This window comes from Priestia megaterium, from assembly GCF_046599315.1.
Classification (GTDB): Bacteria; Bacillota; Bacilli; order Bacillales; family Bacillaceae_H; genus Priestia; species Priestia megaterium_F.
On the sequence record NZ_JBKIKC010000001.1, the window covers coordinates 935,505 to 958,017 of the forward strand.

Annotated in this window: 27 protein-coding genes; all 27 read right to left on the reverse strand. The window is 38.1% G+C overall.

The features are described from left to right. Positions 1-28: 28 nt before the first annotated feature. The 27 genes from flhB to trmFO all read right to left on the reverse strand — a co-directional run bounded on the left by flhB (position 29) and on the right by trmFO (position 22,361). Positions 29-1,111 carry a flagellar biosynthesis protein FlhB gene (gene flhB, locus ACLHDF_RS05160; protein ID WP_413917899.1) on the reverse strand — a complete coding sequence of 361 codons (1,083 nt, stop codon included), beginning with the start codon at positions 1,109-1,111 and terminating at the stop codon, positions 29-31. Between the two features lie 2 nt (positions 1,112-1,113). Continuing rightward, entirely contained in the window at positions 1,114-1,890 is a 777-nt protein-coding gene (gene fliR / locus ACLHDF_RS05165) for a flagellar biosynthetic protein FliR (RefSeq protein WP_413917900.1), read from the reverse strand. A gap of 2 nt (positions 1,891-1,892) precedes the next feature. Then, complete coding sequence (gene fliQ, locus ACLHDF_RS05170) at positions 1,893-2,162, reverse strand: flagellar biosynthesis protein FliQ (protein ID WP_016765390.1); 270 nt, start codon at positions 2,160-2,162, stop codon at positions 1,893-1,895. Between the two features lie 10 nt (positions 2,163-2,172). Next, the gene (gene fliP / locus ACLHDF_RS05175; RefSeq protein WP_413917901.1) at positions 2,173-2,841 is read right to left on the reverse strand and encodes a flagellar type III secretion system pore protein FliP; all 669 of its coding nucleotides are present in this window, start codon (positions 2,839-2,841) and stop codon (positions 2,173-2,175) included. Then, a complete protein-coding gene (locus ACLHDF_RS05180; protein ID WP_413917902.1) occupies positions 2,834-3,475 on the reverse strand; it encodes a flagellar biosynthetic protein FliO in 642 nt (213 codons plus the stop codon). The genes fliP and ACLHDF_RS05180 overlap by 8 nt, the downstream gene beginning before the upstream one ends. Positions 3,476-3,538: 63 nt before the next feature. Then, on the reverse strand, positions 3,539-3,901 hold the full coding sequence (locus tag ACLHDF_RS05185) for a response regulator (protein ID WP_413917903.1): 363 nt from the start codon (positions 3,899-3,901) through the stop codon (positions 3,539-3,541). 21 nt (positions 3,902-3,922) lie between these two features. After that, on the reverse strand, positions 3,923-5,053 hold the full coding sequence (gene fliY, locus ACLHDF_RS05190; protein ID WP_413917904.1) for a flagellar motor switch phosphatase FliY: 1,131 nt from the start codon (positions 5,051-5,053) through the stop codon (positions 3,923-3,925). A gap of 4 nt (positions 5,054-5,057) precedes the next feature. Then, positions 5,058-6,044, reverse strand: a complete 987-nt coding sequence (fliM, locus tag ACLHDF_RS05195; protein WP_413917905.1) for a flagellar motor switch protein FliM — start codon at positions 6,042-6,044, stop codon at positions 5,058-5,060. A gap of 20 nt (positions 6,045-6,064) precedes the next feature. Next, entirely contained in the window at positions 6,065-6,496 is a 432-nt protein-coding gene (gene fliL / locus ACLHDF_RS05200) for a flagellar basal body-associated protein FliL (RefSeq protein ID WP_413917906.1), read from the reverse strand. Positions 6,497-6,499: 3 nt separating this feature from the next. After that, a complete protein-coding gene (locus tag ACLHDF_RS05205; RefSeq protein ID WP_413918268.1) occupies positions 6,500-6,709 on the reverse strand; it encodes a flagellar FlbD family protein in 210 nt (69 codons plus the stop codon). 35 nt (positions 6,710-6,744) lie between these two features. After that, on the reverse strand, positions 6,745-7,548 hold the full coding sequence (gene flgG / locus ACLHDF_RS05210) for a flagellar basal body rod protein FlgG (RefSeq protein ID WP_413917907.1): 804 nt from the start codon (positions 7,546-7,548) through the stop codon (positions 6,745-6,747). Positions 7,549-7,573: 25 nt separating this feature from the next. Then, entirely contained in the window at positions 7,574-8,002 is a 429-nt protein-coding gene (gene flgD, locus ACLHDF_RS05215) for a flagellar hook assembly protein FlgD (protein ID WP_413917908.1), read from the reverse strand. 9 nt (positions 8,003-8,011) lie between these two features. Then, the gene (locus ACLHDF_RS05220; RefSeq protein ID WP_413917909.1) at positions 8,012-9,895 is read right to left on the reverse strand and encodes a flagellar hook-length control protein FliK; all 1,884 of its coding nucleotides are present in this window, start codon (positions 9,893-9,895) and stop codon (positions 8,012-8,014) included. 17 nt (positions 9,896-9,912) lie between these two features. After that, positions 9,913-10,530, reverse strand: coding sequence for a MotE family protein (locus ACLHDF_RS05225; protein ID WP_413917910.1), 618 nt, complete (start codon positions 10,528-10,530; stop codon positions 9,913-9,915). Positions 10,531-10,540: 10 nt separating this feature from the next. Next, positions 10,541-10,984, reverse strand: a complete 444-nt coding sequence (gene fliJ, locus ACLHDF_RS05230) for a flagellar export protein FliJ (protein ID WP_413917911.1) — start codon at positions 10,982-10,984, stop codon at positions 10,541-10,543. A 2-nt stretch (positions 10,985-10,986) separates the two neighbouring features. Then, positions 10,987-12,300: a flagellar protein export ATPase FliI gene (fliI, locus tag ACLHDF_RS05235; protein WP_413917912.1), complete on the reverse strand. Its 1,314-nt coding sequence runs from the start codon at positions 12,298-12,300 to the stop codon at positions 10,987-10,989. Next, positions 12,275-13,063: a flagellar assembly protein FliH gene (gene fliH, locus ACLHDF_RS05240; protein WP_413917913.1), complete on the reverse strand. Its 789-nt coding sequence runs from the start codon at positions 13,061-13,063 to the stop codon at positions 12,275-12,277. Before fliH ends, fliI begins: the two co-directional genes overlap by 26 nt. Then, complete coding sequence (gene fliG / locus ACLHDF_RS05245) at positions 13,056-14,075, reverse strand: flagellar motor switch protein FliG (protein WP_413917914.1); 1,020 nt, start codon at positions 14,073-14,075, stop codon at positions 13,056-13,058. Before fliG ends, fliH begins: the two co-directional genes overlap by 8 nt. An 11-nt stretch (positions 14,076-14,086) precedes the next feature. Beyond that, the gene (gene fliF, locus ACLHDF_RS05250) at positions 14,087-15,679 is read right to left on the reverse strand and encodes a flagellar basal-body MS-ring/collar protein FliF (protein WP_413917915.1); all 1,593 of its coding nucleotides are present in this window, start codon (positions 15,677-15,679) and stop codon (positions 14,087-14,089) included. Between the two features lie 49 nt (positions 15,680-15,728). Then, the gene (gene fliE, locus ACLHDF_RS05255) at positions 15,729-16,019 is read right to left on the reverse strand and encodes a flagellar hook-basal body complex protein FliE (RefSeq protein WP_413917916.1); all 291 of its coding nucleotides are present in this window, start codon (positions 16,017-16,019) and stop codon (positions 15,729-15,731) included. Between the two features lie 12 nt (positions 16,020-16,031). Then, positions 16,032-16,481, reverse strand: a complete 450-nt coding sequence (gene flgC / locus ACLHDF_RS05260) for a flagellar basal body rod protein FlgC (RefSeq protein WP_413917917.1) — start codon at positions 16,479-16,481, stop codon at positions 16,032-16,034. A 2-nt stretch (positions 16,482-16,483) separates the two neighbouring features. Next, complete coding sequence (gene flgB / locus ACLHDF_RS05265) at positions 16,484-16,873, reverse strand: flagellar basal body rod protein FlgB (RefSeq protein ID WP_413917918.1); 390 nt, start codon at positions 16,871-16,873, stop codon at positions 16,484-16,486. 434 nt (positions 16,874-17,307) lie between these two features. Next, on the reverse strand, positions 17,308-18,087 hold the full coding sequence (gene codY / locus ACLHDF_RS05270) for a GTP-sensing pleiotropic transcriptional regulator CodY (protein ID WP_013058882.1): 780 nt from the start codon (positions 18,085-18,087) through the stop codon (positions 17,308-17,310). 28 nt (positions 18,088-18,115) lie between these two features. Next, positions 18,116-19,516 carry an HslU--HslV peptidase ATPase subunit gene (hslU, locus tag ACLHDF_RS05275; RefSeq protein WP_413917919.1) on the reverse strand — a complete coding sequence of 467 codons (1,401 nt, stop codon included), beginning with the start codon at positions 19,514-19,516 and terminating at the stop codon, positions 18,116-18,118. Positions 19,517-19,531: 15 nt separating this feature from the next. Then, entirely contained in the window at positions 19,532-20,074 is a 543-nt protein-coding gene (gene hslV, locus ACLHDF_RS05280) for an ATP-dependent protease subunit HslV (RefSeq protein ID WP_413917920.1), read from the reverse strand. A 14-nt stretch (positions 20,075-20,088) separates the two neighbouring features. Further along, positions 20,089-20,991, reverse strand: a complete 903-nt coding sequence (gene xerC, locus ACLHDF_RS05285; protein ID WP_413917921.1) for a tyrosine recombinase XerC — start codon at positions 20,989-20,991, stop codon at positions 20,089-20,091. A gap of 65 nt (positions 20,992-21,056) precedes the next feature. Further along, on the reverse strand, positions 21,057-22,361 hold the full coding sequence (gene trmFO / locus ACLHDF_RS05290; RefSeq protein ID WP_014458426.1) for an FADH(2)-oxidizing methylenetetrahydrofolate--tRNA-(uracil(54)-C(5))-methyltransferase TrmFO: 1,305 nt from the start codon (positions 22,359-22,361) through the stop codon (positions 21,057-21,059). Positions 22,362-22,513: the final 152 nt, after the last annotated feature.

The window sequence follows — 22,513 nt, forward strand, 5'->3', positions numbered from 1 at the left end:
TTTTTTCTCTCCTTACAATAGCGTAACGTTACATTTTATTTTGAATGCGGTATACGTAAGCTAATATTTCAGCGACCGCTTTAAAAAATTCTTCTGGTACCGCATCCCCTACTTTGGTTTGATCAAAAAGCGCTCTTGCCAGCGGGCGGTTTTCTACCATGATAATTTCGTGACTTTTGGCAATTCCTTTAATCTTTTGAGCAATAAAATCTACTCCGCTGGCTACAACATAGGGAGCATCCATTTTTTCTTCATCATATTTTAGAGCAATAGCATAATGAGTAGGATTTGTAATGACGACATCTGCTTTTGGAACTTCTTGCATCATGCGGGACATTGCCATCTCCCTTTGCTTTTGCTTTATCTTTGATTTGATTAAAGGATCTCCTTCAACGTTTTTATGCTCATCTTTGATATCTTGCTTTGACATTCGAATATTTTTTTCGAAATCAAATTTTTGGTACAAATAATCAAGCAGCGATAAAAATAAAAGCATAAGCGAGGCGGCAAGTCCCATTTGAAAAACAAGCTTAGACAGAACAACCAGCGAGTCCCCTATACTTTTTTGAGATAAATTTAATACGTCTTCTATGTGAATCCATAAAATAAAAAGCGTGACGGCTCCGATACACATGATTTTCAGCGTTGACTTGATTAGTTCTACCAGCGCTCTCATGGCAAAAATTCGTTTGGCTCCGCTAATAGGGTTAATCTTTTCTAACTTAGGCTGAAGAGACTCCGTGGAAAAAAGAATGCCAACCTGCATATAATTCGCTCCGAGCGCAGCAACAAAAGCTGCGAGCATGACAGGGCCTGCTGCAAGAGCTATTGAAGGAAGAAGATGCTTAAACATCGCAAATACGCGTTCTGCCGTCACTTCATTAAGCATATACGTTTGAAAACCTTCTCTTAACAACTTCATCATTTGCTGTAAAAATTGTTTAGCTCCAAACAAAAAATAAAGAAAAACCATTAAAAGGATGAGGGCAATTGTAACGTCTTGACTTTTAGCTACTTGTCCTTTTTTTCTAGAGTCTTGCCTTTTTTTAGGTGTAGCTTTTTCCGTTTTTTCTCCTGCAAAAAATTGCAAATCGACTTTTACTAAAAACAAAGCTACACCCCTCCTAATATGCGAATCATTGAGCGCATTGCTTCTATCATTTGTTCAAATATAATTTGCATCATATGAAACATGCTTCCCATCACTACAATAAGCAAAATAAAGGCGACGATGATTTTTACCGGAAATCCCACTACGAAAATATTTAACTGCGGTACAGTTCTCGCGACGATTCCAAGCGCGATATCTACTAAAAATAATGAACCAACCAAAGGTAAAGACATTTGAACAGCTACTAAAAACATCGATGAAAAAACAGTCATGACGTGTGTAGCAAATGCTTGACTTCCCACAGGGAAAATTACTTTGTCTAACGGAATAATTAAATAACTATTATAAATGCCGTCTATTAATAAATGATGTCCATTGGTCGATAATAAGAATAGAAGAGAAAATACATATAAATATTGACCTAGTATTGGGCTTTGCATACCTGTCTGTGGATCTATTACGTTGGCAATGACAAATCCAATTTGAAAATCGATAAGACCTCCAGCAATTTGAATGGCCATAATAAATACATACGCAGTCAAACCAATAAACAAACCAACAGCACATTCTTTTAATACTAAAAGTACAAACTGTGCATCTAACGACACCACGGGTAAATCAATCGTTGTAGCAATAATGATGGATAGTGCGGCAGATAAACCTACCTTATGAACCGCGGGAATGGTTTTGTATGAAAATAGCGGGACAGTGATAAAAAAAGACGTTACTCGCACTAGCACCAGTAAAAATGCGGGATAGGATAAGATCAACTGACTCATGGCTATCCTACGTACCGATACAGATTTGAAAAAATTTCATATGTAAATGAAATCATTTTTGATAACATCCACGGACCAAAAAATACAATCCCTACTAAGACCGCTACAATCTTAGGAACAAAAGCAAGAGTTTGCTCTTGGATTTGGGTAGTCGCTTGAAAAATACTAATAATGAGCCCAACTACAAGGGCCAGCAGCAATAAAGGACCAGATACAATTAAGATGGTATACACGCCTTTTTCTGCTAACGAAATGACAAATTCTCCATTCATTGTCTATCACCTATTGAAAACTTATTAATAATGATTTAATAACTAAATTCCAGCCGTCAACCAGCACAAACAGTAAAATTTTAAACGGAAGGGAAATCATAACGGGAGGAAGCATCATCATCCCCATAGACATCAGCACGCTTGCTATAATCATATCGATAATGAGAAAAGGAATAAAAATCATAAATCCTATTTGAAATGCTGTCTTTAGCTCACTAATCGCATAGGCTGGAACGAGCGCAGTTAAGGGAATATCTTGAACAGATGATGGTTTATCCATATCCGCATATTCTAAAAAAAGAGCTAAATCTTTTTGTCTTGTATGAGCACTCATAAATTCTTTCATCGGTTCAGCTGCTTTTTCATAGGCTTGATTCAACGTAATTTTCTCTTTTAAAAGCGGCTGAAGCGCCTGTTCATTTACCTGAGAAAAAGTTGGTGCCATAATAAAAAATGTTAAAAACAGCGATAGACCAACTAATACTTGATTCGGAGGCATTTGCTGTGTCCCGAGCGATGTACGTACAAATGAAAGCACAATGACAATTCGTGTAAAGCAGGTCATCATGATTAAAATTCCAGGAGCCACTGAAAACACCGTCAGGAGCAACAAAAGCTGGACGGACGTTGAAATATTTGTAGGACTGCTTGAGTTAAAGAGATTCATTACTTCATTCATCGTTCTTTTTATTCCTTTCCAACTCTTTCAGTACGTTTTGCCTTTTTATTTTCATTTCATTCATTTCTCGCTGAAAAAGCTGCTGAAAAGAATGACTAGATTTCTCTTCATTTTTAGAAGTCAATTTTTCTAAAAATGACGGTAGTACGACTTTGTAATCGCCCTCGGTTGTATGCTGTTCTTCATACTGCGTGAGCAGCTGCTGTTTCTCCTGTCCTGTAATTTCTGAGAGAAGCTGCACATTTTCGCCGACTCCAATGACAAAAAGCTGATTTCCAACTTTGACTACTTGTACAGACTTGCCGCTTCCAACATTTGTGCCGCCCAAGTTTTGTACTACTTTATTTTTTTGCAGCAGCCGTCCTTTTTTATTTACAAATTTTAAAAGCGCAAAAAGCAGCCCAATTACAAGTAAAAACGCGAATATCATCTTCACAATATCTCCAGATGAAAGCTTAGGTGTCCCCTGAAGTTCAGCTTTTTCTCTTGAATTAGCACTCGCACTTTCTGAACACTTCTCCCTTTTTTCCAAACATTCTTTTACGGATGCAGATCCACTTTCTGCATAGACAATTTGATTTGATCCTGCTAATACGCTTGCCAAAAGCGCAGCAATTATGAATTTTCGCAGCAATGCCTGCCACCTCTTACTTCAACATAGTGTAAGATTAGCGGGAAAGTCCCGCCAATCTGTTGTTTATCCAATCGCTTTTGAAATTGCCTCTAATACACGATCTGCTTGAAACGGCTTAACGATAAAATCTTTTGCCCCTGCTTGAATAGCATCAATGACCATTGCCTGCTGTCCCATAGCTGAACACATAATCACCTGAGCATCATTTTTTATGCTTTTAATTTCTTTTAAGGCCGTAATTCCATCCATTTCAGGCATCGTAATATCCATTGTGACAAGATCTGGTTCGTGTTCTTTAAATAACTCCACAGCCTGCTGGCCATCTGCCGCTTCCGCTACTACTTCATATCCATTTTTCGTTAAAATATCTTTGATCATCATGCGCATGAATGCAGCATCATCTACAATTAAAATTCGCTTTCCCATTTCTACTCCTCCTAAAAATTATTATTTTAGTTTTTGAATACGGTCTCTTTGGCTAATAATATCGGTTACTCGAACACCAAAATTCTCGTCAATGACAACCACTTCACCTTTTGCTATTAATTTGCTATTAATCAAGATATCTACTGGTTCTCCTGCTAGTTTATCAAGTTCAATGATTGCACCAGAAGACAGCGCTAAAATCTCTTGGACCGTCCGCTTAGTCCTTCCAAGCTCCACGGTAACTTGAAGCGGTATATCAAGCAGCATTTCTAAATTTCGCGAATCCGCTTGAGTCGAAGACACATGCTCAAACTCTGAAAAAGATGCGGGCTGCACATCAACTGGTATATGACCAGGTTCTGCCTGCTGTGTTTCTTCAGGCTGTATGTATTCAGCTGCTGGCGGTTCTGTTTGCTTTTCGTTAAAATCTGATTCTTTTTCAATAAATGCTGCCGTATCTTCTGCGCTTGGAACTAAGAGCTCTTCAACCAAACTTTTGGCAAAAGATATAGATAGAAGCTGCATAATATTTGAATCGATTAATGTGCCCACCTTTAAATTAAAAGAGATTTTTACAAAGACGTCATCTTGCGGAATCAGCCCTGTGCCTTCCCCCTTTTGAATATTTAAAATATCTAAGCTCGGCGGAGAGATATCAATTTTCTTTTGAAATACCGTAGACATAGACGTTGCTGCAGAACCCATCATTTGATTCATCGCTTCCTGCACTGCACTCAGCTTAATTTCATCCATGATTTCCGTCGGATTCTCTCCCGTTCCACCAAGCATAAAATCTGAAATAACAGCTGCATCTTCATGTTTAATGACTAACAAGTTCGTACCAGAAAAGCCTTCCGTATACTGAACTTGCACAGCGACATGCGGATTTGGAAACTCATCCCTCAGCTCATCTTTATGTACGAGCGATACAAATGGCGTTGTAATATCAACTTTCTGATTCAATAAAGCCGAAAGCGCTGTTGCTGAACTGCCAAACGAAATGTTTCCAATTTCGCCAAGTGCGTCTTTTTCCATTTCGGTAAAATAATTGTCTACTTGACTTGACTTATTCGTCTCTGAAAACCCGTCCAGTGAAGAAGTTCCTTTTAACAACGCATCAATTTCATCTTGCGAAAGCATGTCATCGTTCATTCCTTTAGTTCCTCCTTTTAACATCATCTAGAATTTGCACAGCTGCTTTTCGACTGACTTTTCCAGGCTGTGCAATAAATTTAGGTCGGTCTCCGACGTAAATAGTTAACGGATCATGAACACTTGTTTGCAGTCGAATGACATCTCCTGCATCTAATGCTAGGAAATCTTCAATTGAAATATCCGTTTTCCCTAGCTCAGCTACCACCTGCAATTCCGCATCATTAATTTGTTTCTTTAGCTGCTCACTCTCTTCTACATTCGGCTCTTTTTTCGAAGATTGCATCCAGTAATGAACGGACAGTTTAGACACAATAGGCTCAAGCGTAACGTGGGGAATGCATAGATTGATCATACCCGTCTCATCTCCAATTTGAACGTTTAATGAAATGACAATGACAATTTCATTTGGTGAAATCACCTGCAAAAACTGAGGATTCACTTCAAACTCTGATGTTTCAGGTTCAATTTCCGCAATGGAACTCCAAGCTTCTCTCATACTATCTAACGTTTTATCTAACAAATTTCGAACCAAGCTTGTTTCAATTTCCGTTAAGTTACTAATTTTTTCACCGCTCTCGCCTTGCCCTCCAAGCAAACGGTCAATCATCGCATAGGCAATGTTTGGATTGACTTCCATAATGATATGCCCTTCTAAAGGAGGGACGGCTATCACATTTAAGATGGTTACTTTAGGAACAGAGCGGATAAACTCCTCATACGGAATTTGGTCCACCGATACAACAGACACTTGTACAACATTACGAAGCTGCGCCGAAAAGACATTGATTAGCATGCGAGCATAATTTTCATGAATTCGCGTCAAACTTCGAATCTGATCTTTTGAAAAACGCAGCGCGCGTTTAAAATCATATGTACGAATGCGCTGTTTTTTATTTTCCTTTTTTAGCTCATCCGCATCCATCTCTCCGGTCGATAACGCGGATAATAGGGCATCAATTTCATTTTGTGACAATACATCCCCAGCCACTAGCTTCCCTCCCTTTTTCTTTACTGCAACACTTTAGACGTTGTATAAATTTTAACAACATGTCCGTTTTCCATTAACTGATCAATTTGCTTTGCAATATCTGTTTCTAACGCACTGAGTCCTTGTGTTCCTTCAAAGTCTTGCGCGCTCATATCTGAGAGTCTTTTGATTATAATATCTCTTACTTGAAAGTCTCTTTTTTGAAGCTCTGCCGCCGCTTTTTTACTATCCATTTGAATTTTAAAGGAGATGCTGATGTAGTTATTGCTTTTTAAATTTGTTTTAATATCCGTTACATCTACAGAAGCTTTAATCACATCGTCGATAGATGGACCTTTTTCAGTACTTGCCTGCTCTGTATACTTTAACGTCACGATAACGGCAACGCTTCCTATTAACGTAAAAGAAAGCAGAATAATAATCATCTTACTAATTAGCTTATTTTTAAACACACTTTATTCCTCCGTCGTTTGCTGCAGCCCTAATACGTTAATTTGCTGATAATAGCTCGTCACTTTCGCATTCACTTCTTCAACTGAATCCTTTACCACTAGCTTTTTGTTATTTGTTAGCGTAATGGTCGTATCAGGAAATGCCTCAATCTGCTCGATATAGAGCGCATTTAATGTAAATGTTTTGCCGTTTAGCCTTGTTAAAGTGATCATAATCAACCGGAGTAATACTTACTCCTTCCTCCCGCCTATCGTTTTAGATTCACTAACTCTTGCAGTATTTCATCGGATGTTGTAATAATTCTTGTGTTCGCTTGAAATCCGCGCTGTGCAACAATCATATCCGTGAATTCTTCCGATAAATCAACGTTGGACATTTCAAGGGCGCTTGAAATTAAAGTTCCTGTACCGCTGTTTCCAGGAGTAATGTTTGCAGGAGTTCCAACCAATCCAGCATTTGGAGTATTAACAAACAAATTTCCTCCTGCTTTTTGAAGGCCTTCATTATTAGCGAACTTTGCAAGTTTGATAGTCTGAGGATTTGGAAGCATATTTCCGTTTAGACCCACAATATTAACGGTTCCATTTGCCCCAATGCTGTAGCTTTTAGCTGTAGTTGGATCAATTCTAATTTTTCCATTAGTGGCCTGTACAAATAGTCCATCACCTGTCACTAGATAACCATCTTTATCTAAATAGAAATTCCCCGCTCTTGTGTAATAGTCTGTTGTTCCATCATTTACAACAAAATACCCGTCTCCAGAAATAGCTAAATCTAGCGGGCGCCCCGTTGACTGAATGCTTCCTGACGTTTGAACTGTATCGATGGTACCAATTTGTGAGCCTAATCCTACTTGTTTAGCATTGACTCCTCCACGGTTTCCCGCCGGTGCCGTTGCCCCCGCTACTTGCTGACTCACTAAATCTTGAAACGTTGTACGTCCTTTTTTGTAGCCGTATGTATTAACGTTGGCGATATTATTTCCTAGGACATCTAATTTGGTTTGAAAATTTTTCATGCCGCTGATTCCTGAATACATCGAACGTAACATAAAATCACTCCTTAAATTTGGTTGGTTAACTACTTACTTCTAAGATATCGTTTAGGGAAAGTACCGTATGATTTTCATCATTGATAGTAAACGATATCTCATTATTTTTGACGGATGCTGTTGAAATGACTCCTTGCTTTTTATTTCCTTCTTCATCTAACCATGCAGCGGTTTTTCCAATTAATTCACTTCCTTTTAAAATAGGAGAAGCCTGAGACTGCGTTAAAAACGTATTGAGCGCTGTGCTCATATTCGTCATTTGTTCAAGAGATGAAAACTGAGCCATTTGCGCAATAAAGTCTTTGTCTTGCATTGGATTCATTGGATCTTGATTTTGAAGCTGAGCAATCAAAAGCTTTAAAAAATCATCTTTGCCAAGCGAGCTGTTCCCCGTCTGCTTTACCTGCGTTTCCCTATTACTTAGATACAAGTCAGACGTAATTTCATTTGTCATTGTTATCACCTATACGTTGTAGTTAATGAGCGCTGCTTCAAAAGAAGATAGAAACGAAGCTCCTTCTTCTAACTGTTGTGAATCTTGATCTTGCTTTTCTTTTTTAAATGCCTCTTTTTCCTGTCTTTCTTTTTGCTGTTCATTTTCATTGTTATACGCCATCGCTTGTTCTGAAAGTAGCACATCGATTTTATCAATCGATACATGCTGAGACGCGAGACCGTGCCTTAAAGTCGAAAGGTTAGAGTCTAACAGTTCCTTTGTTTTCGCTGTTGATACGACAATCCGCGCAACCATTTCATTGTCTTGCTGAAGCATTTCAATTGAAATTGCCCCTAGCTGTTTTGGAAATAACTTGATAAGAAGTTTTGACGTTCCCTCTTCAGTACTAAAAGAAGCTTTACTCCATATTTTTTGTAGCTCGTTTAACAGATTGCTAGACTGTTGATAGTCTGATTTTGCTTGTCCTAGATAAATAGAGAACTGCTGGATCTTAGACATTTCTCCGGTTCCAAAGGTTGATGAATTATTCTCTGCTGTCGCCCCGCGTATGTTTGTACCAAACGAACTTTCACTATTCTTTTGGGAGCTATTTATATCCATACTTTCGTTATGTAGAACCACATCTTTTTTCCATGGAAGTTGATTGAAAAGCGGTACTTTTTCCGCTTTATGAAAAGCGTTCGTATCTCTTATAGAACTTTCTGGAGCTGCATGAACAATAGCCACATCCACTTTATCACCAGATACATGCTGAGACGCAAGGGCTTGCCGTAAACTGAAAAGGTTGGCGGCTAACAGCTCTTTTGTTTTCGCTGACGATACAACTACTTGGGCAATTGTTTCATTGTCTTGTTGAAGCACTTCAATTGAAATCGTCCCTAGCTGCTTTGGAAATAACTTAATAGAAAGCTCAGATGGTCCTTCTTCAGCACTGAACGAAGCTTGACTCCATATTTTTTGCAACTCGTTTACCAGCTTACTAGACTGTTGATGGTCTGAATTTACTTGCCCTAAATCAATAAAAAGTTGCGGCACTTTCAATATTTCTCTAGATATCAAAGATGATGGATAATTTTCTGATACCACCGTGGTTATGCTTTTTCCCAAAGAACCTTTGCTATTTTTTTGGGAGCTATCTGTATCCATACTTTCGCTGCGTAAAACCACATCTTTTTTCCATGGTAGCTGATTAAAAAGCGGCACTCTTTCTTCTTTTTGAACAGCGTTCATATCTCTTACAGAACTTTTCGGAGATGAATGAAGAACAGCAAAGAAACCAGCTGAGCGCTTTTCATGTAAGGTATCGGTTAATACACTTGGTTGTTTATGAATTTTCTCTATTTTTTCAGCAGTAGCTTTCTGTAAACCTTCAAGCTGCAAATTCGAAAGCGTCACTGACTGCAGCTGCGGTTTTTTTAGTTCTTCCATCAGCTGAGCAAACTCTGTTTGAAACGCAGACGACGTATTTTTAAAAATGGTCAACAAGGTAGAAATAGACGACAAATATTGTTCTTGACTGTCTGTTTTAGATGAAATAGGTTCCTGCTGCATTTCTGTTAAAACGTGCCGTAGCCTTCGAAGCGGCTGTTCAAAATCTGGACTACTTGGAATCCTATTAATCATTTCGGCTAGATGTTTGTATAAGACAGACGGTTCAACTTCTTTATCTTCTGCTTCACTTAACTGAATCGCAATTAACCCGACCGCCTGCAAGAGGTCTTGAGCTACCGCTGTTTCATCTGATAGTTTCTCCTCGGTTGTTGAAGGCTGCGCATCTAACTGCTGAAGCTGCTGAACGATTTCTTCAAAGAAACCTTGAGTCTGAATAACAGCTGTTTTTTCATCGAAGTTTCCCTTTAATGCAGCTGCTGGACGTAGTGAAATTTCCACAGTTTTCACCTCTGCTTTTATTCATCGATCTGATCTGTTAACAATGTCGTATAGCGTGCAGCTACTTTCGGGTCCATCTTTTCTAAGATTGCCGTTCTTGTACTTGCTTTGAACTGCTTAAGCATTGCGACTGCTTTGTCTTCTTTTAATTCGGCAAAAATGAGCGCTGCATTTTTAGGAGACATGTTCTCATAGGTAGCAATGACATCTTTTTTCGCCAGCTGATTGTTCTTTTGTTTTTTCGCTTCATCATCGGCTTTTTCTTCCATATCGCGTATTTCAATTTTTAGCTCATCCATTTGGCGATCTTTTGTACTAATCTTTTTTTCATAAGCTGCAATTTGCTTTTCTTTAGCGCTCAGCTTCTTTTGAAGACTCTCAACCTGCTTTTGTGTTTCTTCATTGCTTTCTTGAATATTTTCGTTGTTTTGCGCCTGCTCACTTGATACAAAAGGAATGGCATGTGTAACAGCAGAAATTTTATCATTTACATTAACGCCTAAAAGTGTCAGGACAATATAAGCCACCAAGATGAGGAACACTGCTGGAATAAAGATTAAAAATAAAAACACTTGGCTTTTACTATAGGACTTTTCTTCCTCGTACTCTTCTATTAATTCTTTTTGATTAGCCATGTTTTTTCACCTAATTTCTATGCAGCATGTACTGCTGTAGCGACAGCTCATCCATTTGCTTCGCTTCTAACTGCTTTTCCGCTGTTATATAAGAATCATAGTCTCTCTTTTTTAATCTTTCATACTTCTTTACTTCTATGTTCTTTTCTTCTAACTTCAGTTTCTTTAAGTTCATTTGCTGCCTTGCAAACATAACCTCTTGTTGCAGCCTTTCAATCACTCGTTCGGCACTTGTTAAAAACTGCTGAAATGATGTAATTTCTAAAATGGACAGTCCTTGCTTCATTTTGCTCGTATGCTGTTCAATCAGCTTTTCTTTTTCTTTTAATTTTTTATAAAGCTTTTCACCTACTGTTTCAAACTGCTGTAAGGACTGATTATATTGAGATAGCAGTTCATCTTTTTCATTTGACTTGATTATCATTATTTTAGATAATCTAAATTCATATGCCATGTTTACTCACCTCTCACAAACAGTTCCCGAAGCTTTGTTACGCTTGCTTCAAATGATGGATGTTCGTTCGTTTTTTGCTTTAAAAATGCATCAATGACAGGATGATAGTGAATCGCCTCATCAATGTGAGCAGAAGATCCTCTTTTATAAGCACCAATGTTAATTAAGTCTTCAGAATTAGCGTAGGTAGCCATTAATGAACGCAGTTTTTCAGCTGCTTCTTTGTGTCGTTCACTTACGATATGACTCATCACCCGACTAACGCTTTTTAAGACATTGATGGCCGGATATTGGCCTTTATTAGCCAGTTCCCGATCTAGTACAATATGTCCATCTATAATGCCCCGTACCGTATCAGAAATAGGTTCATTCATGTCATCACCGTCTACTAATACCGTGTAAAAAGCAGTAATAGATCCATGTTGATTAGTTCCTGTACGTTCAAGCAGCCTTGGCAAGCTAGCAAAAACAGAGGGCGTATAACCTTTAGTAGTTGGAGGTTCACCTATAGCTAATCCAATTTCTCGCTGAGCCATCGCTACACGGGTAACGGAATCCATCATCATCATGACGCTCAGGCCCTCATTCCGAAAGTATTCAGCAATAGAAGTAGCTGTATATGCTGCTTTCATTCGAAGCAGAGCCGGCTGATCCGAGGTAGCAACTATCACAACGGAGCGCTTTAATCCGTCTTCTCCCAAGTCTCTTTCAATGAACTCTCTGACTTCTCTTCCTCGCTCGCCTACAAGAGCTATGATATTGATATCTGCTTTTGTATTGCGAGCAATCATTCCAAGCAGCGTACTTTTCCCAACACCGCTTCCTGCAAAAATACCTATACGCTGTCCTTGACCTACTGTCAGCAAACTGTCAATCGCTCGTACCCCTACTTCAATCGGCTGTTCAATAGGAGGGCGCTCTAAGGGATTAGGTGGGTCTTGATCCGTTAAAACAGAAGGAAGATAATAGGAAAGTGCAGACCCATCTAAAGGGTTACCTAACGAATCAAGCACTTGCCCTATTAGCTCTTTCCCTACGCTTACCTGCAAAGGTTTTTCTGTTGTTTCTACTAGGCAGCCAGGTCCGATATATCGAACAGATGTATAAGGCATTAAGACAACATGCTCGCCGTTAAAACCAACAACTTCTGCACGAATTTTATCTCCTCTTTCACTAAGATGAATGAAGCAAACATCTCCTATTGACGTTCTGGGTCCTTTAGATTCAATCATCATTCCTACTACTCGACTGACTTTCCCATACCGTTTAAAAGAAGAAGTGCGCGGAATTTTATGAATGAGTTGTGCTACTTTCATGTTTACTCTCCTCTAACAAGCGTTCTTTTAATTTTTTCTTTATCTCCGTTAACTGACTATCAAAAGAAGCAACAAGACGCCCATACGAGGAGTCAATGACACAATCCATTTCCTGAAGATTTTCATCTGCGTAAATAAACAACCCAGCTTCTCCGTTTAATAAATCGAACAGTTCGCGTTTATGTTCACATACGTATGCATATTTTTTCGGAGAAACAAAAAGCTGGATTTCTTTATGTTCTCTAACTTCTTTTAAAGACCTCGCAACAAGTGATAAAAATGATTCATCCCTCTGAAGCTGTTCATTTAAAATCGTTTCCGCTAGAGTGAAACCTAATTCAAAAATGACTTCTTCAGATTGATTTATATATTCGTAGTACTGGTTCTTCGTTTCATCCACAATGTTTCGCGACATCGCTAATACATGTTCGTACTCTTTTTTTCCTCGAAGCAGTCCTTCTTCGTATCCTTCTTCATAGCCTCGCTTTTGTTCTTGTTGATACAGCAGCACCTTCTCTTCTTCCCACTGCTTTTTCAAACGTTCAACTTCATTTTGAGCTTGTTTGCGGTAAGCGTCTGCCTCAGCCTTTATCGTTTCAGCTTCGCTGTGCGCTTGCTCAATAACGTGCTGTGCATTTTCTTGCTGAAGATGTTCTTCTGTTGGCTCATCTTGTATCGGAAGACCAAAGGGAATGACTTGAATGTGCTTAGCATTTTCGTCTGAAAGTTTGTTCGTATAAGTTGATTTAATGATATTAGACAATAATATCGTCTCCTCCACCCCGAGCTAGTACGATTTCACCAGCATCTTCTAAACGTCTAATTGCTGCAACGATACGTGACTGAGCTTCCTCTACATCTTTTAAACGCACAGGACCCATAAATTCCATTTCTTCTTTAAACGTTTCTACCATACGGCTAGACATATTTTTAAAAATAATAGATTTCACTTCTTCACTTGCTACTTTTAAACTCAGCAATAAATCATCATTTTCTACATCTCGTATCACACGCTGAATAGAACGGTTATCGAGCGTTACGATATCCTCGAATACAAACATTCGCTGTTTAATTTCCTCTGCTAGCGCTGGATCTTGAATTTCAAGTGTATCAATAATGATTTTTTCAGTCGCTCGGTCTACTCCATTTAACACTTCAACTACCGCTTCTAAACCACCTGTTTGTGTATAGTCTTGAGTAACAGTAGCAGAAAGCTTTCTCTCTAAAATCTGCTCCACTTCATTAATGACTTCCGGAGACGTACTTCCCATGGTTGCAATCCGCCTTGCAATATCCGCCTGTCTTTCTTGAGGCAGTGATGATAAGATTTGTCCTGCCTGCGCAGACTCTAAGTAAGATAAAATAAGGGCAATCGTCTGAGGGTGCTCATGCTGAATAAAATTCAACAGCTGCATAGGATCAGCTTTTCTGGCAAAGTCAAATGGACGAACTTGCAGAGAAGAGGTTAATCGATTGATAATCATCATAGCCTGCTCTGGTCCAAGTGCTTTTTCTAATACCTGTTTCGCGTAGCTTACCCCTCCTTTTTCAAGGTAGTTTTGAGCAAGCGTTATTTGTTCAAACTCATGAAGCACGGCCTCTTTTAGAGAAGGTTCCACTTTTCTCACCGAAGAAATTTCAAGCGTTAATTGCTCAATTTCATCTTCACTGAGATGTTTATAGATAGAAGCTGATACATCCGGACCGAGAGAAATCAACAAAATGGCTGCTTTTTGCTTTCCTGTTAACTCATTTTTTTGCATAGTCTTTACCATTAGCTTCCCTCCTATTCTTCACTAATCCATGTTCGAAGCAGTTTTGTAAATTCTTCCGGGTCTTGCTTCGCTAACGTTTCAAGATTGCTTTTCGTTTCCTGTTCGGCATTTAAAACAGGGGCTTTTTGTGCTACTTCATACGCTTCAAATGTTTCATCGTACTCTTCATCATATCCGTCTTCATCTAAGTTTTGACGTCTTTTCCTAACTAACAGCACAATAAGAACTACAATAATAAGCAGCAGCACTCCCCCGATTATGTACATCCACGCCGGAATAGACCTTGCTGTGTTGTCAGTTGTACCTTGTCCATTAAACGGCTGAACAGAAACGGTAATCTTATCACTGACCGCGTTATCCGAAAGAGCTTTCGTATTTGCATCTTTTGAAATAGAAGTGCGGACAATCGTCCCTAACATTTTTTGAACGTCTGACTCCAGCGTATCAGAAACTTGTGATTTCCCTTTTGCATTGGATGGATCTATCATTACTTGAATCCCAAGATCTTGAATTTTGTATGGACTTTCGACAATTTCTTTATGAATTCGATTTACTTCATAATTAATTCGGTCTTCATTTTTTTCATAGTCTCCGTCTCCACTTGTTGTGCTAGACGAGTAATTTGTTGTATCTTCTTGCCCTGTTCCAGCAACGCCTCCATCTTGAGTGTTTTTTCCAGAAAATGTTTCATTAATTTTTTCAGCACTAACGGCAATTCCTTGCATATTATCTTTATCGACAGGCTCTACTAGTTTTTCTTCGCGATTTTCCTGCGTAAAATCAAGATCTGCCGTAACGGAGACCATCACTTTGTCTTGACCGACCAGTCTTCCTAGCATTTGCTGTACTTGACGCTGAATATCTCGCTCAACTTCTTTTTTAGCTTCGTTCTGCGAAGCAAATGAGTTAGAAACTGAATTCGTTTCATTTCCTTTTAAATCAAAGTACTCAAAATATTGGTTCATAATGACGATATTATCTGTAGGAAGGTTGGGCACACTTTTTGATACTAAATGATAAAGAGATTTAATTTGCTGATCGTCAAATTTATAACCAGCCTTTGTATTAAGCACAATCGATGCAGATGCTTCTCCCTGCTTTTCATTCGCCCATATGCTTTCATTTGGAAGAGTAATCATCACTTTTGCGTCGTTAACTCCTTGAATATTTTTCATCAAGTTAGCCAGTTCAGTTTGCATCGCATCAAGTTTTAACACATCAAATTCATTGTCTGTCATACCAAAGCTCGCATTTTTCCCAAAAAACGAATAGTCGATACTCCCGCTGTCAGGAATTCCTTGTGCAGCTAAATCGACTTTTAGCGAGTCAACGCTTTGTTCAGGTACTGAAATGGTTGTTCCGTTATCAGAGATTTCTGAAGGAACACTTCTAGCATCAAGTTCTGCTTTGATTTGTCCTGTTTCTTGAGCTGATAGATTGCTATAAAGAGGGACAAATTTATCCTTGTTTAAGAAAATAGATGCTAAACTAATGGCTAGAATAACCACAAGAGGGGCAGTGATAAGGGCTATTTTCTGTCCTTTTTTGCGGTTATTCCAAAAGACTTTCATCTTATCTCGATAAAGAGCTATTCTTTCATTCATGGTATTCCTCCGGTTATTACTATTTTCATTTCCTTTAATAACCGCTCAATTACATTTGCATTCTCATCATTTCCTGATAGGCTTCAACAGCTTTATTGCGTATTTCAAGAGCCGTTTGCATCGTAATACTTGCTTTCTGAGCAGTAATCATTACATCTTGGAGTTCGACGTTTTCTCCTTTAGCAAGCTTTTCAGTCGCTATATCCGAAGCACGTTGAGTATTGTTTAATTCATTGATCGAGTCTTTTAAAAAAGTTGAAAACTGTTGAGTTGTTTGTCCAGTGCTAGTAGAAGCTGCTGTTTTTGCTATTGCTACTTGATTGCTGATACCATTAATCATTTTACCACTCCTTTATTTCCCAATTTCTAACGCCTTTGTTAATAGACTTTTGTTTGTATTAAAGACCGTCACATTTGCTTCATAGGATCGAGTAGCACTAATCAAATCTGTCATTTCCTTTAAAGGGTCTACGTTCGGCATCTGCACGTATCCTTGGTCATTCGCATCTGGATGCGTCGGGTTGTATACTAAATTAAAAGGAGTATTATCTTCCACGATGTCTGTGACTTTTACACCATTGTTTTGATTTTTATTTATTTCGGAATGTAAGAGAGACGAAAAAGAAGGCGAACGATCAGACTGCATGACAACCATTTTTCTTTTATAAGGCTGCCACTCACCATTAACGTACGTTCCTCTTGTTGTTTCAGCATTCGCCATATTAGATGAAACAACGTCCATTCTTAAGCGATTGGCAGTTAAAGCTGAAGATGTAATATTCATATTTTGAAAAATAGTCAAATTTATTTACCTCCTCTAATGACTGTTTGAAGAGAATTAAATTTTCCATTTAAACGATCTACCAGTGCTTCATAGTAAATTTGATTTTCTGCCATATTCGCCATTTCTTTATCCATATCCACATTGTTTCCATTTGCTTGATAGGAAGTGTCTCCTTGCTGAGTAATCACTCGCTGAGACGAACCTGAAAATGGAATATGTTTTGAATCAGTCCGATACGCTTCTAATTCGTTATGTAATACATCTCGAAACTCACTCGTGCGCGAAACTGTTTTCGATTTATAATTTGGAGTATCAACATTTGCGATATTTTGTGCAATCGTCTGCTGTTTTTGTGATGCATAGCTAATTCCATTTTCAATTGTTTGAAAAGTAGTTGAAAACAATCCCAATTCTTACACCTGCTTATCTATTCTATTTTCCTCAAAAATGAGACAAATTTCGACTTTAGTACCATAGAACTTATTGTAAAAAAAACTGCATGCAATGTCTATCCTTTTTTAAGAACTTTTGGACTATAAACCAAAATTTTCATTCGTTTTCCAAGCATATTTTAACATCAATGCTATACTTTAGCTCTATTTTTTTAATTCGAAACCAAAATACATGTCATAAGACCTGAACAATATGTAATAAAAGTAACGATTTGTAATCGACTAGTATCTTTTTACTATTTTAAAGATTATATACTATAATTATTAGATTTTTATATGAGATTCGTTAAAGTTTTACAAAAATAGTGAACGAACCTCCTTAACTCTCTGGATACTAAGACCATACAAAAAAAGCACATAGGCTTTGCCCATGTGCTTTTTGGTTCTTAAACTTAGTTAGATTTTAATTTCTCAAGTTCTACTAAGAATTTGTTATTAAGAACTTTAATGTAAGTTCCTTTCATTCCTAAAGAACGTGATTCGATAACGCCAGCACTTTCCAATTTACGTAGCGCATTTACGATTACTGAACGTGTAATTCCGACGCGGTCAGCAATTTTACTTGCTACTAATAGTCCTTCATTTCCGTTTAACTCTTCGAAGATGTGCTCAATAGCTTCTAACTCACTGTATGATAATGAGCTAATTGCCATTTGTACAACAGCTTTGCTACGTGCTTCTTCTTCGATTTCTTCTGCTTTTTCACGAAGGATTTCCATACCTACTACCGTTGCACCGTATTCTGCAAGGATTAAATCATCGTCTTCGAACTGACGGTCTAAACGAGATAGTACAAGTGTACCTAGACGCTCTCCACCTCCGATAATTGGAACGATTGTTGTTAATCCTGCATCAAATAAGTCTTTATTTTCAACAGGGAAAGCTGTATATTGACTTTCAATGTTCAAGTTAGAAGATGTTTCTTGAATGTTAAATAGGCTTTGAGTATATTCTTCTGGGAATTGACGTGCTTCTAACATATCTTTCATGCGCGCATTCTCAATTTGCTGTTTAACAGCAATCCCTAGTAATTTACCACGACGGCTTACTACGAATACGTTTGATTCAATCACTTCGCAAAGCGTTTCAGCCATTTCTTTAAAGTTTACTGGTTTACCAGCTGCTTTTTGTAGCATTGCATTAATTTTTCTAGTTTTTCCTAATAAATCCATTATTACTCTTCCTCCTGCGATTTCAGTTCTATAAAATAAATTGACTCAAATCTTTGTTTTTAGCGATTTTTTCTAATTTTTCTTCCACGTACTGCGGAGTAATCACGATTTTCTCTAATGTTACTTCTGGTGCTTCAAACGATAAATCCTCTAGCAAACGTTCTAAGATTGTATGAAGCCTTCTTGCACCAATATTATCTGTATCTTGGTTTACCTGATATGCAATTTCTGCAATCTTACGTATAGCATCGTCAGAAAATTCAATTTGTATACCTTCAGTTTCCAATAATGCCGCATATTGCTTTAATAACGCATTATCTGGTTCTACTAAAATGTTTATAAAATCTTCAACGGTTAGCTTCGTTAACTCAACACGAATTGGGAATCGGCCTTGTAATTCAGGAATTAAATCTGAAGGTTTTGATACATGAAAAGCACCAGCTGCTACAAATAAAACATGATCCGTTTTGACTGCGCCATATTTTGTAACAATCGTTGATCCTTCTACAATTGGTAAAATGTCGCGCTGCACACCCTCGCGTGAAACATCAGCTGAAGATGAATTCCCACTTTTCTGAGCAATTTTATCAATTTCGTCAATAAAAATAATTCCATACTGTTCTGCACGATTCACAGCTTCCTGCGTTACTTCATCCATATCAATTAATTTTTGCGCTTCTTCATTTGTTAATACTTTTCGTGCTTCTTTAACAATGAGTTTACGCTTCTTTTGTTTTTTAGGCATAAAATTACTTAAGGCATCCTGCATGTTCATGCCCATTTGTTCCATACCCGAACCTTGTAACATATCAAACATAGAAGGCTGTTGCTCTTCTACTTCAATTGTGACATAATGATTTTCAAGCTCTCCTAAAGCAAGCTGATGAGCAATCTGTTTGCGCTTCGTTGCAATATTCGTTTCCTCATCTTGATCAGAATCCGTATCGCTTGACTGTGTACCATTTGAAAAAATCATTTCAAACGGATTTTTAAACGATTGCTGCTTCTTTTTGCTTGGAACAAGAAGCTCTACTATGCGCTTGTTTGCATTCTCTTCTGCACGATCACGCACGCCGTTCATCTTTTCTTCTTTCACAAGTCGAACTGACGTTTCCACTAAATCACGAACCATTGACTCTACATCGCGTCCTACATATCCAACTTCCGTAAATTTTGTTGCCTCAACCTTAATAAAAGGTGCACCGACAAGCTTAGCTAAGCGGCGTGCAATCTCGGTTTTACCCACACCTGTAGGACCAATCATTAAAATGTTTTTTGGCACAACTTCATCACGTAAAGATTCGTCTAGCAGACCGCGTCGATAGCGATTTCGCAGCGCAACAGCGACCGCTTTCTTTGCTTTCGTTTGACCAATAATATACTGATCGAGCTTTTCTACAATTTGTCGAGGTGTTAAATGAGAATTCATAAAAAATCCCCTTTCCTACAGTTCTTCTACAATAATATGATCATTTGTATAAACACATATCTCACTTGCTACATCTAAAGCCGCTTTTGCAATTTCTTTAGCTGTTAAATGTTCGCCTGCGTGTTGTTTTAATGCACGTCCTGCTGATAAAGCATAATTTCCGCCTGATCCAATTGCTAAAATGCCGTCGTCCGGTTCAATAACTTCACCCGTTCCGGATACTAACAGTAAGTTATCTTTGTTCATAACAATAAGCATTGCTTCTAACTTTCGCAATACTTTATCACTTCTCCATTGTTTAGCAAGCTCGACGGCCGCACGCTGAAGATTTCCGTTATACTCTTCAAGCTTCGCTTCAAATAATTCAAAAAGAGTGAATGCATCAGCTACTGAACCTGCAAAGCCGGCAAGAACTTGCCCTTGAAATAGACGTCTCACTTTTCGAGCGGTATGTTTCATCACAACAGCATTCCCGAACGTTACTTGTCCGTCCCCAGACATGGCACATTGACCGTTATGCTGAACCGCAAAAATTGTAGTAGCATGGAAAGTAGACAAATTAACTCCTCCTTTTATGCGCGAGGATGGTGATTCATATAAACTGCCTTTAAACGATCCTTCGTCACATGTGTGTATATTTGAGTGGTTGATAAATGTTCATGACCCAGCATTTCTTGAACTGTACGTAAATCTGCCCCTTCATTTAACATATGAGTCGCAAAAGTATGTCGCAAAACGTGTGGACTAATATGTATATTCTCAGCGGTCTTCTTTACTAACTGATCAATGACTAAGCGTATGCCTCGGTCCGTCAACGGCGTTCCCTTATAATTTAAAAAGAGTGAATGAGTATCGGAAGGAGTCTTTCTTAAAAGAAGTTTTCTTCCATTATCTATATATACTCTAAGAGCGTCCTTGGCATAACAGCCAAATGGCACGTACCGTTGTTTTTTCCCTTTTCCATATACGAGCAAAGTTTGAAGTGAAAAATTTATATCGCTAAGCTTAATAGATGCACATTCACTCACTCGTATTCCGGTAGCATACAGCAATTCTAATAGAGACTGATTACGCTGTCCTAATGGAGTTGTTAAGTCATTCATTTGAAATAATTTCACAATCTCCTCTTCATACAGGAAGCGAGGGTTTCTCTCTTCCTTTTTAGGAAGGGTAACGAGCGCAAATGGATTATCTTCTACTAATTCTTCTCTATTTAAGTAACGATAAAACGTTCTCAAACAAGAAATTTTGCGCGACATCGATCTTTTTGAATACTGCTTTTCATATAGGCGTGTTAAAAACAGCCTTGCATCAGCATATGTAACACTTTGTAGGTTTTGTATTTGCTCTTCTTGCATAAAAGACATGAAGATACCTATGTCTTTTTCATAGCAGTCAACTGTATATTTTGAATAGTTTTTCTCAATTTGTAAATATTCTAGAAAGGAATTTAATACATCTTTAACAAATTCCAATGTTATCACCTCACAAGGGCTACTAAATATTATCACAATTAAGTAGCCCTTGCAAACAATTTTGATTATTTTGTTGTAAAATTCTGAATAGTTTCCAATGCTCTTTTAGCAAGCGTTTCATTTCGTTCTTGTTTGTTTTTGATTCGCACTTCCAATTCTTTGAATAAGCCAAAGTTGGCATTCATCGGCTGGAAGTTTTTAGCGTTTGTATGTGTGATATAGTGAGCCATACTGCCAATTGCCGTTTCCTGCGGTAATACAACCAATTCTTCACCAAGCACAAGTCGAGCTGCATTCATTCCTGCCATTAATCCGCTCGCTGCTGATTCTACATATCCTTCTACTCCCGTCATTTGTCCAGCAAAGAATAAGTCATCACGCTCACGATACTGATACGTAGGTTTTAATAATTTAGGAGAATTAATAAACGTATTTCTATGCATAACTCCGTAGCGTACTACCTCTGCATTTTCTAAACCTGGGATTAAGCTTAATACTTCTTTTTGTGCTCCCCATTTTAAATGTGTTTGAAAACCTACTATATTATAAAGTGTACCTGCCGCATCATCTTGACGAAGCTGAACTACTGCATAAGGTCGCTTTCCTGTTTTTGGATCTTCTAACCCAACTGGTTTCATTGGTCCAAAGAGCATCGTTTTTTCTCCACGTGAAGCCATAACTTCAATTGGCATACATCCTTCAAAATAAATTTCTTTCTCAAATTCTTTTAAAGGAACCGTCTCTGCATTGATTAATGCTTCATGAAAACGTTGGAATTCTTCTTTTGTCATTGGACAATTTAAATAGGCAGCTTCTCCTTTGTCATAGCGAGATTTAAGATATACTTTATCCATATCAATACTGTCTTTTTCAATAATAGGCGCAGCCGCATCGTAAAAATATAAATAATCTTCACTTGTTAACGCACGCAGCTTTTCCGATAAATCTTTTGAGGTTAACGGACCTGTTGCAATAACAGTTGGCCCTTGTGGAATTTCTGTAATCTCTTCATTAACAACCGTTACATTCGGATGGTTTTTAACGCTTTCTGTTACACGTGCGGCAAATTCGTGACGGTCAACAGCTAGTGCTCCACCTGCTGGAACTGCGCACTCGTCTGCTGAACGAATAATAACAGAGTCTAATAATCGCATTTCTTCTTTTAAAACACCCACTGCATTTGTTAATGTATTCGCACGCAGTGAATTACTACATACTAATTCAGCAAATTTGTCCGTATGATGCGCAGGTGTTTGCTTCACTGGTCTCATCTCATAAAGGCGGACTTTCAAACCACGCTTTGCGATTTGCCAAGCGGCTTCACTTCCAGCAAGTCCTGCTCCGATAACATTAATTACTTGTTCATTCATTGTAAATCCTCCAACTTCGTTTCTATCTTTTCTATCATTTTCCTTATTTATTCGCTTGTCTTTTCCTTTTTTAACGGGACAAAGAAAATGCGACATTACTCAATGTCGCTAATAACGTTTCCATTTTAGCACATGAAGCAATGTCGCCGCAT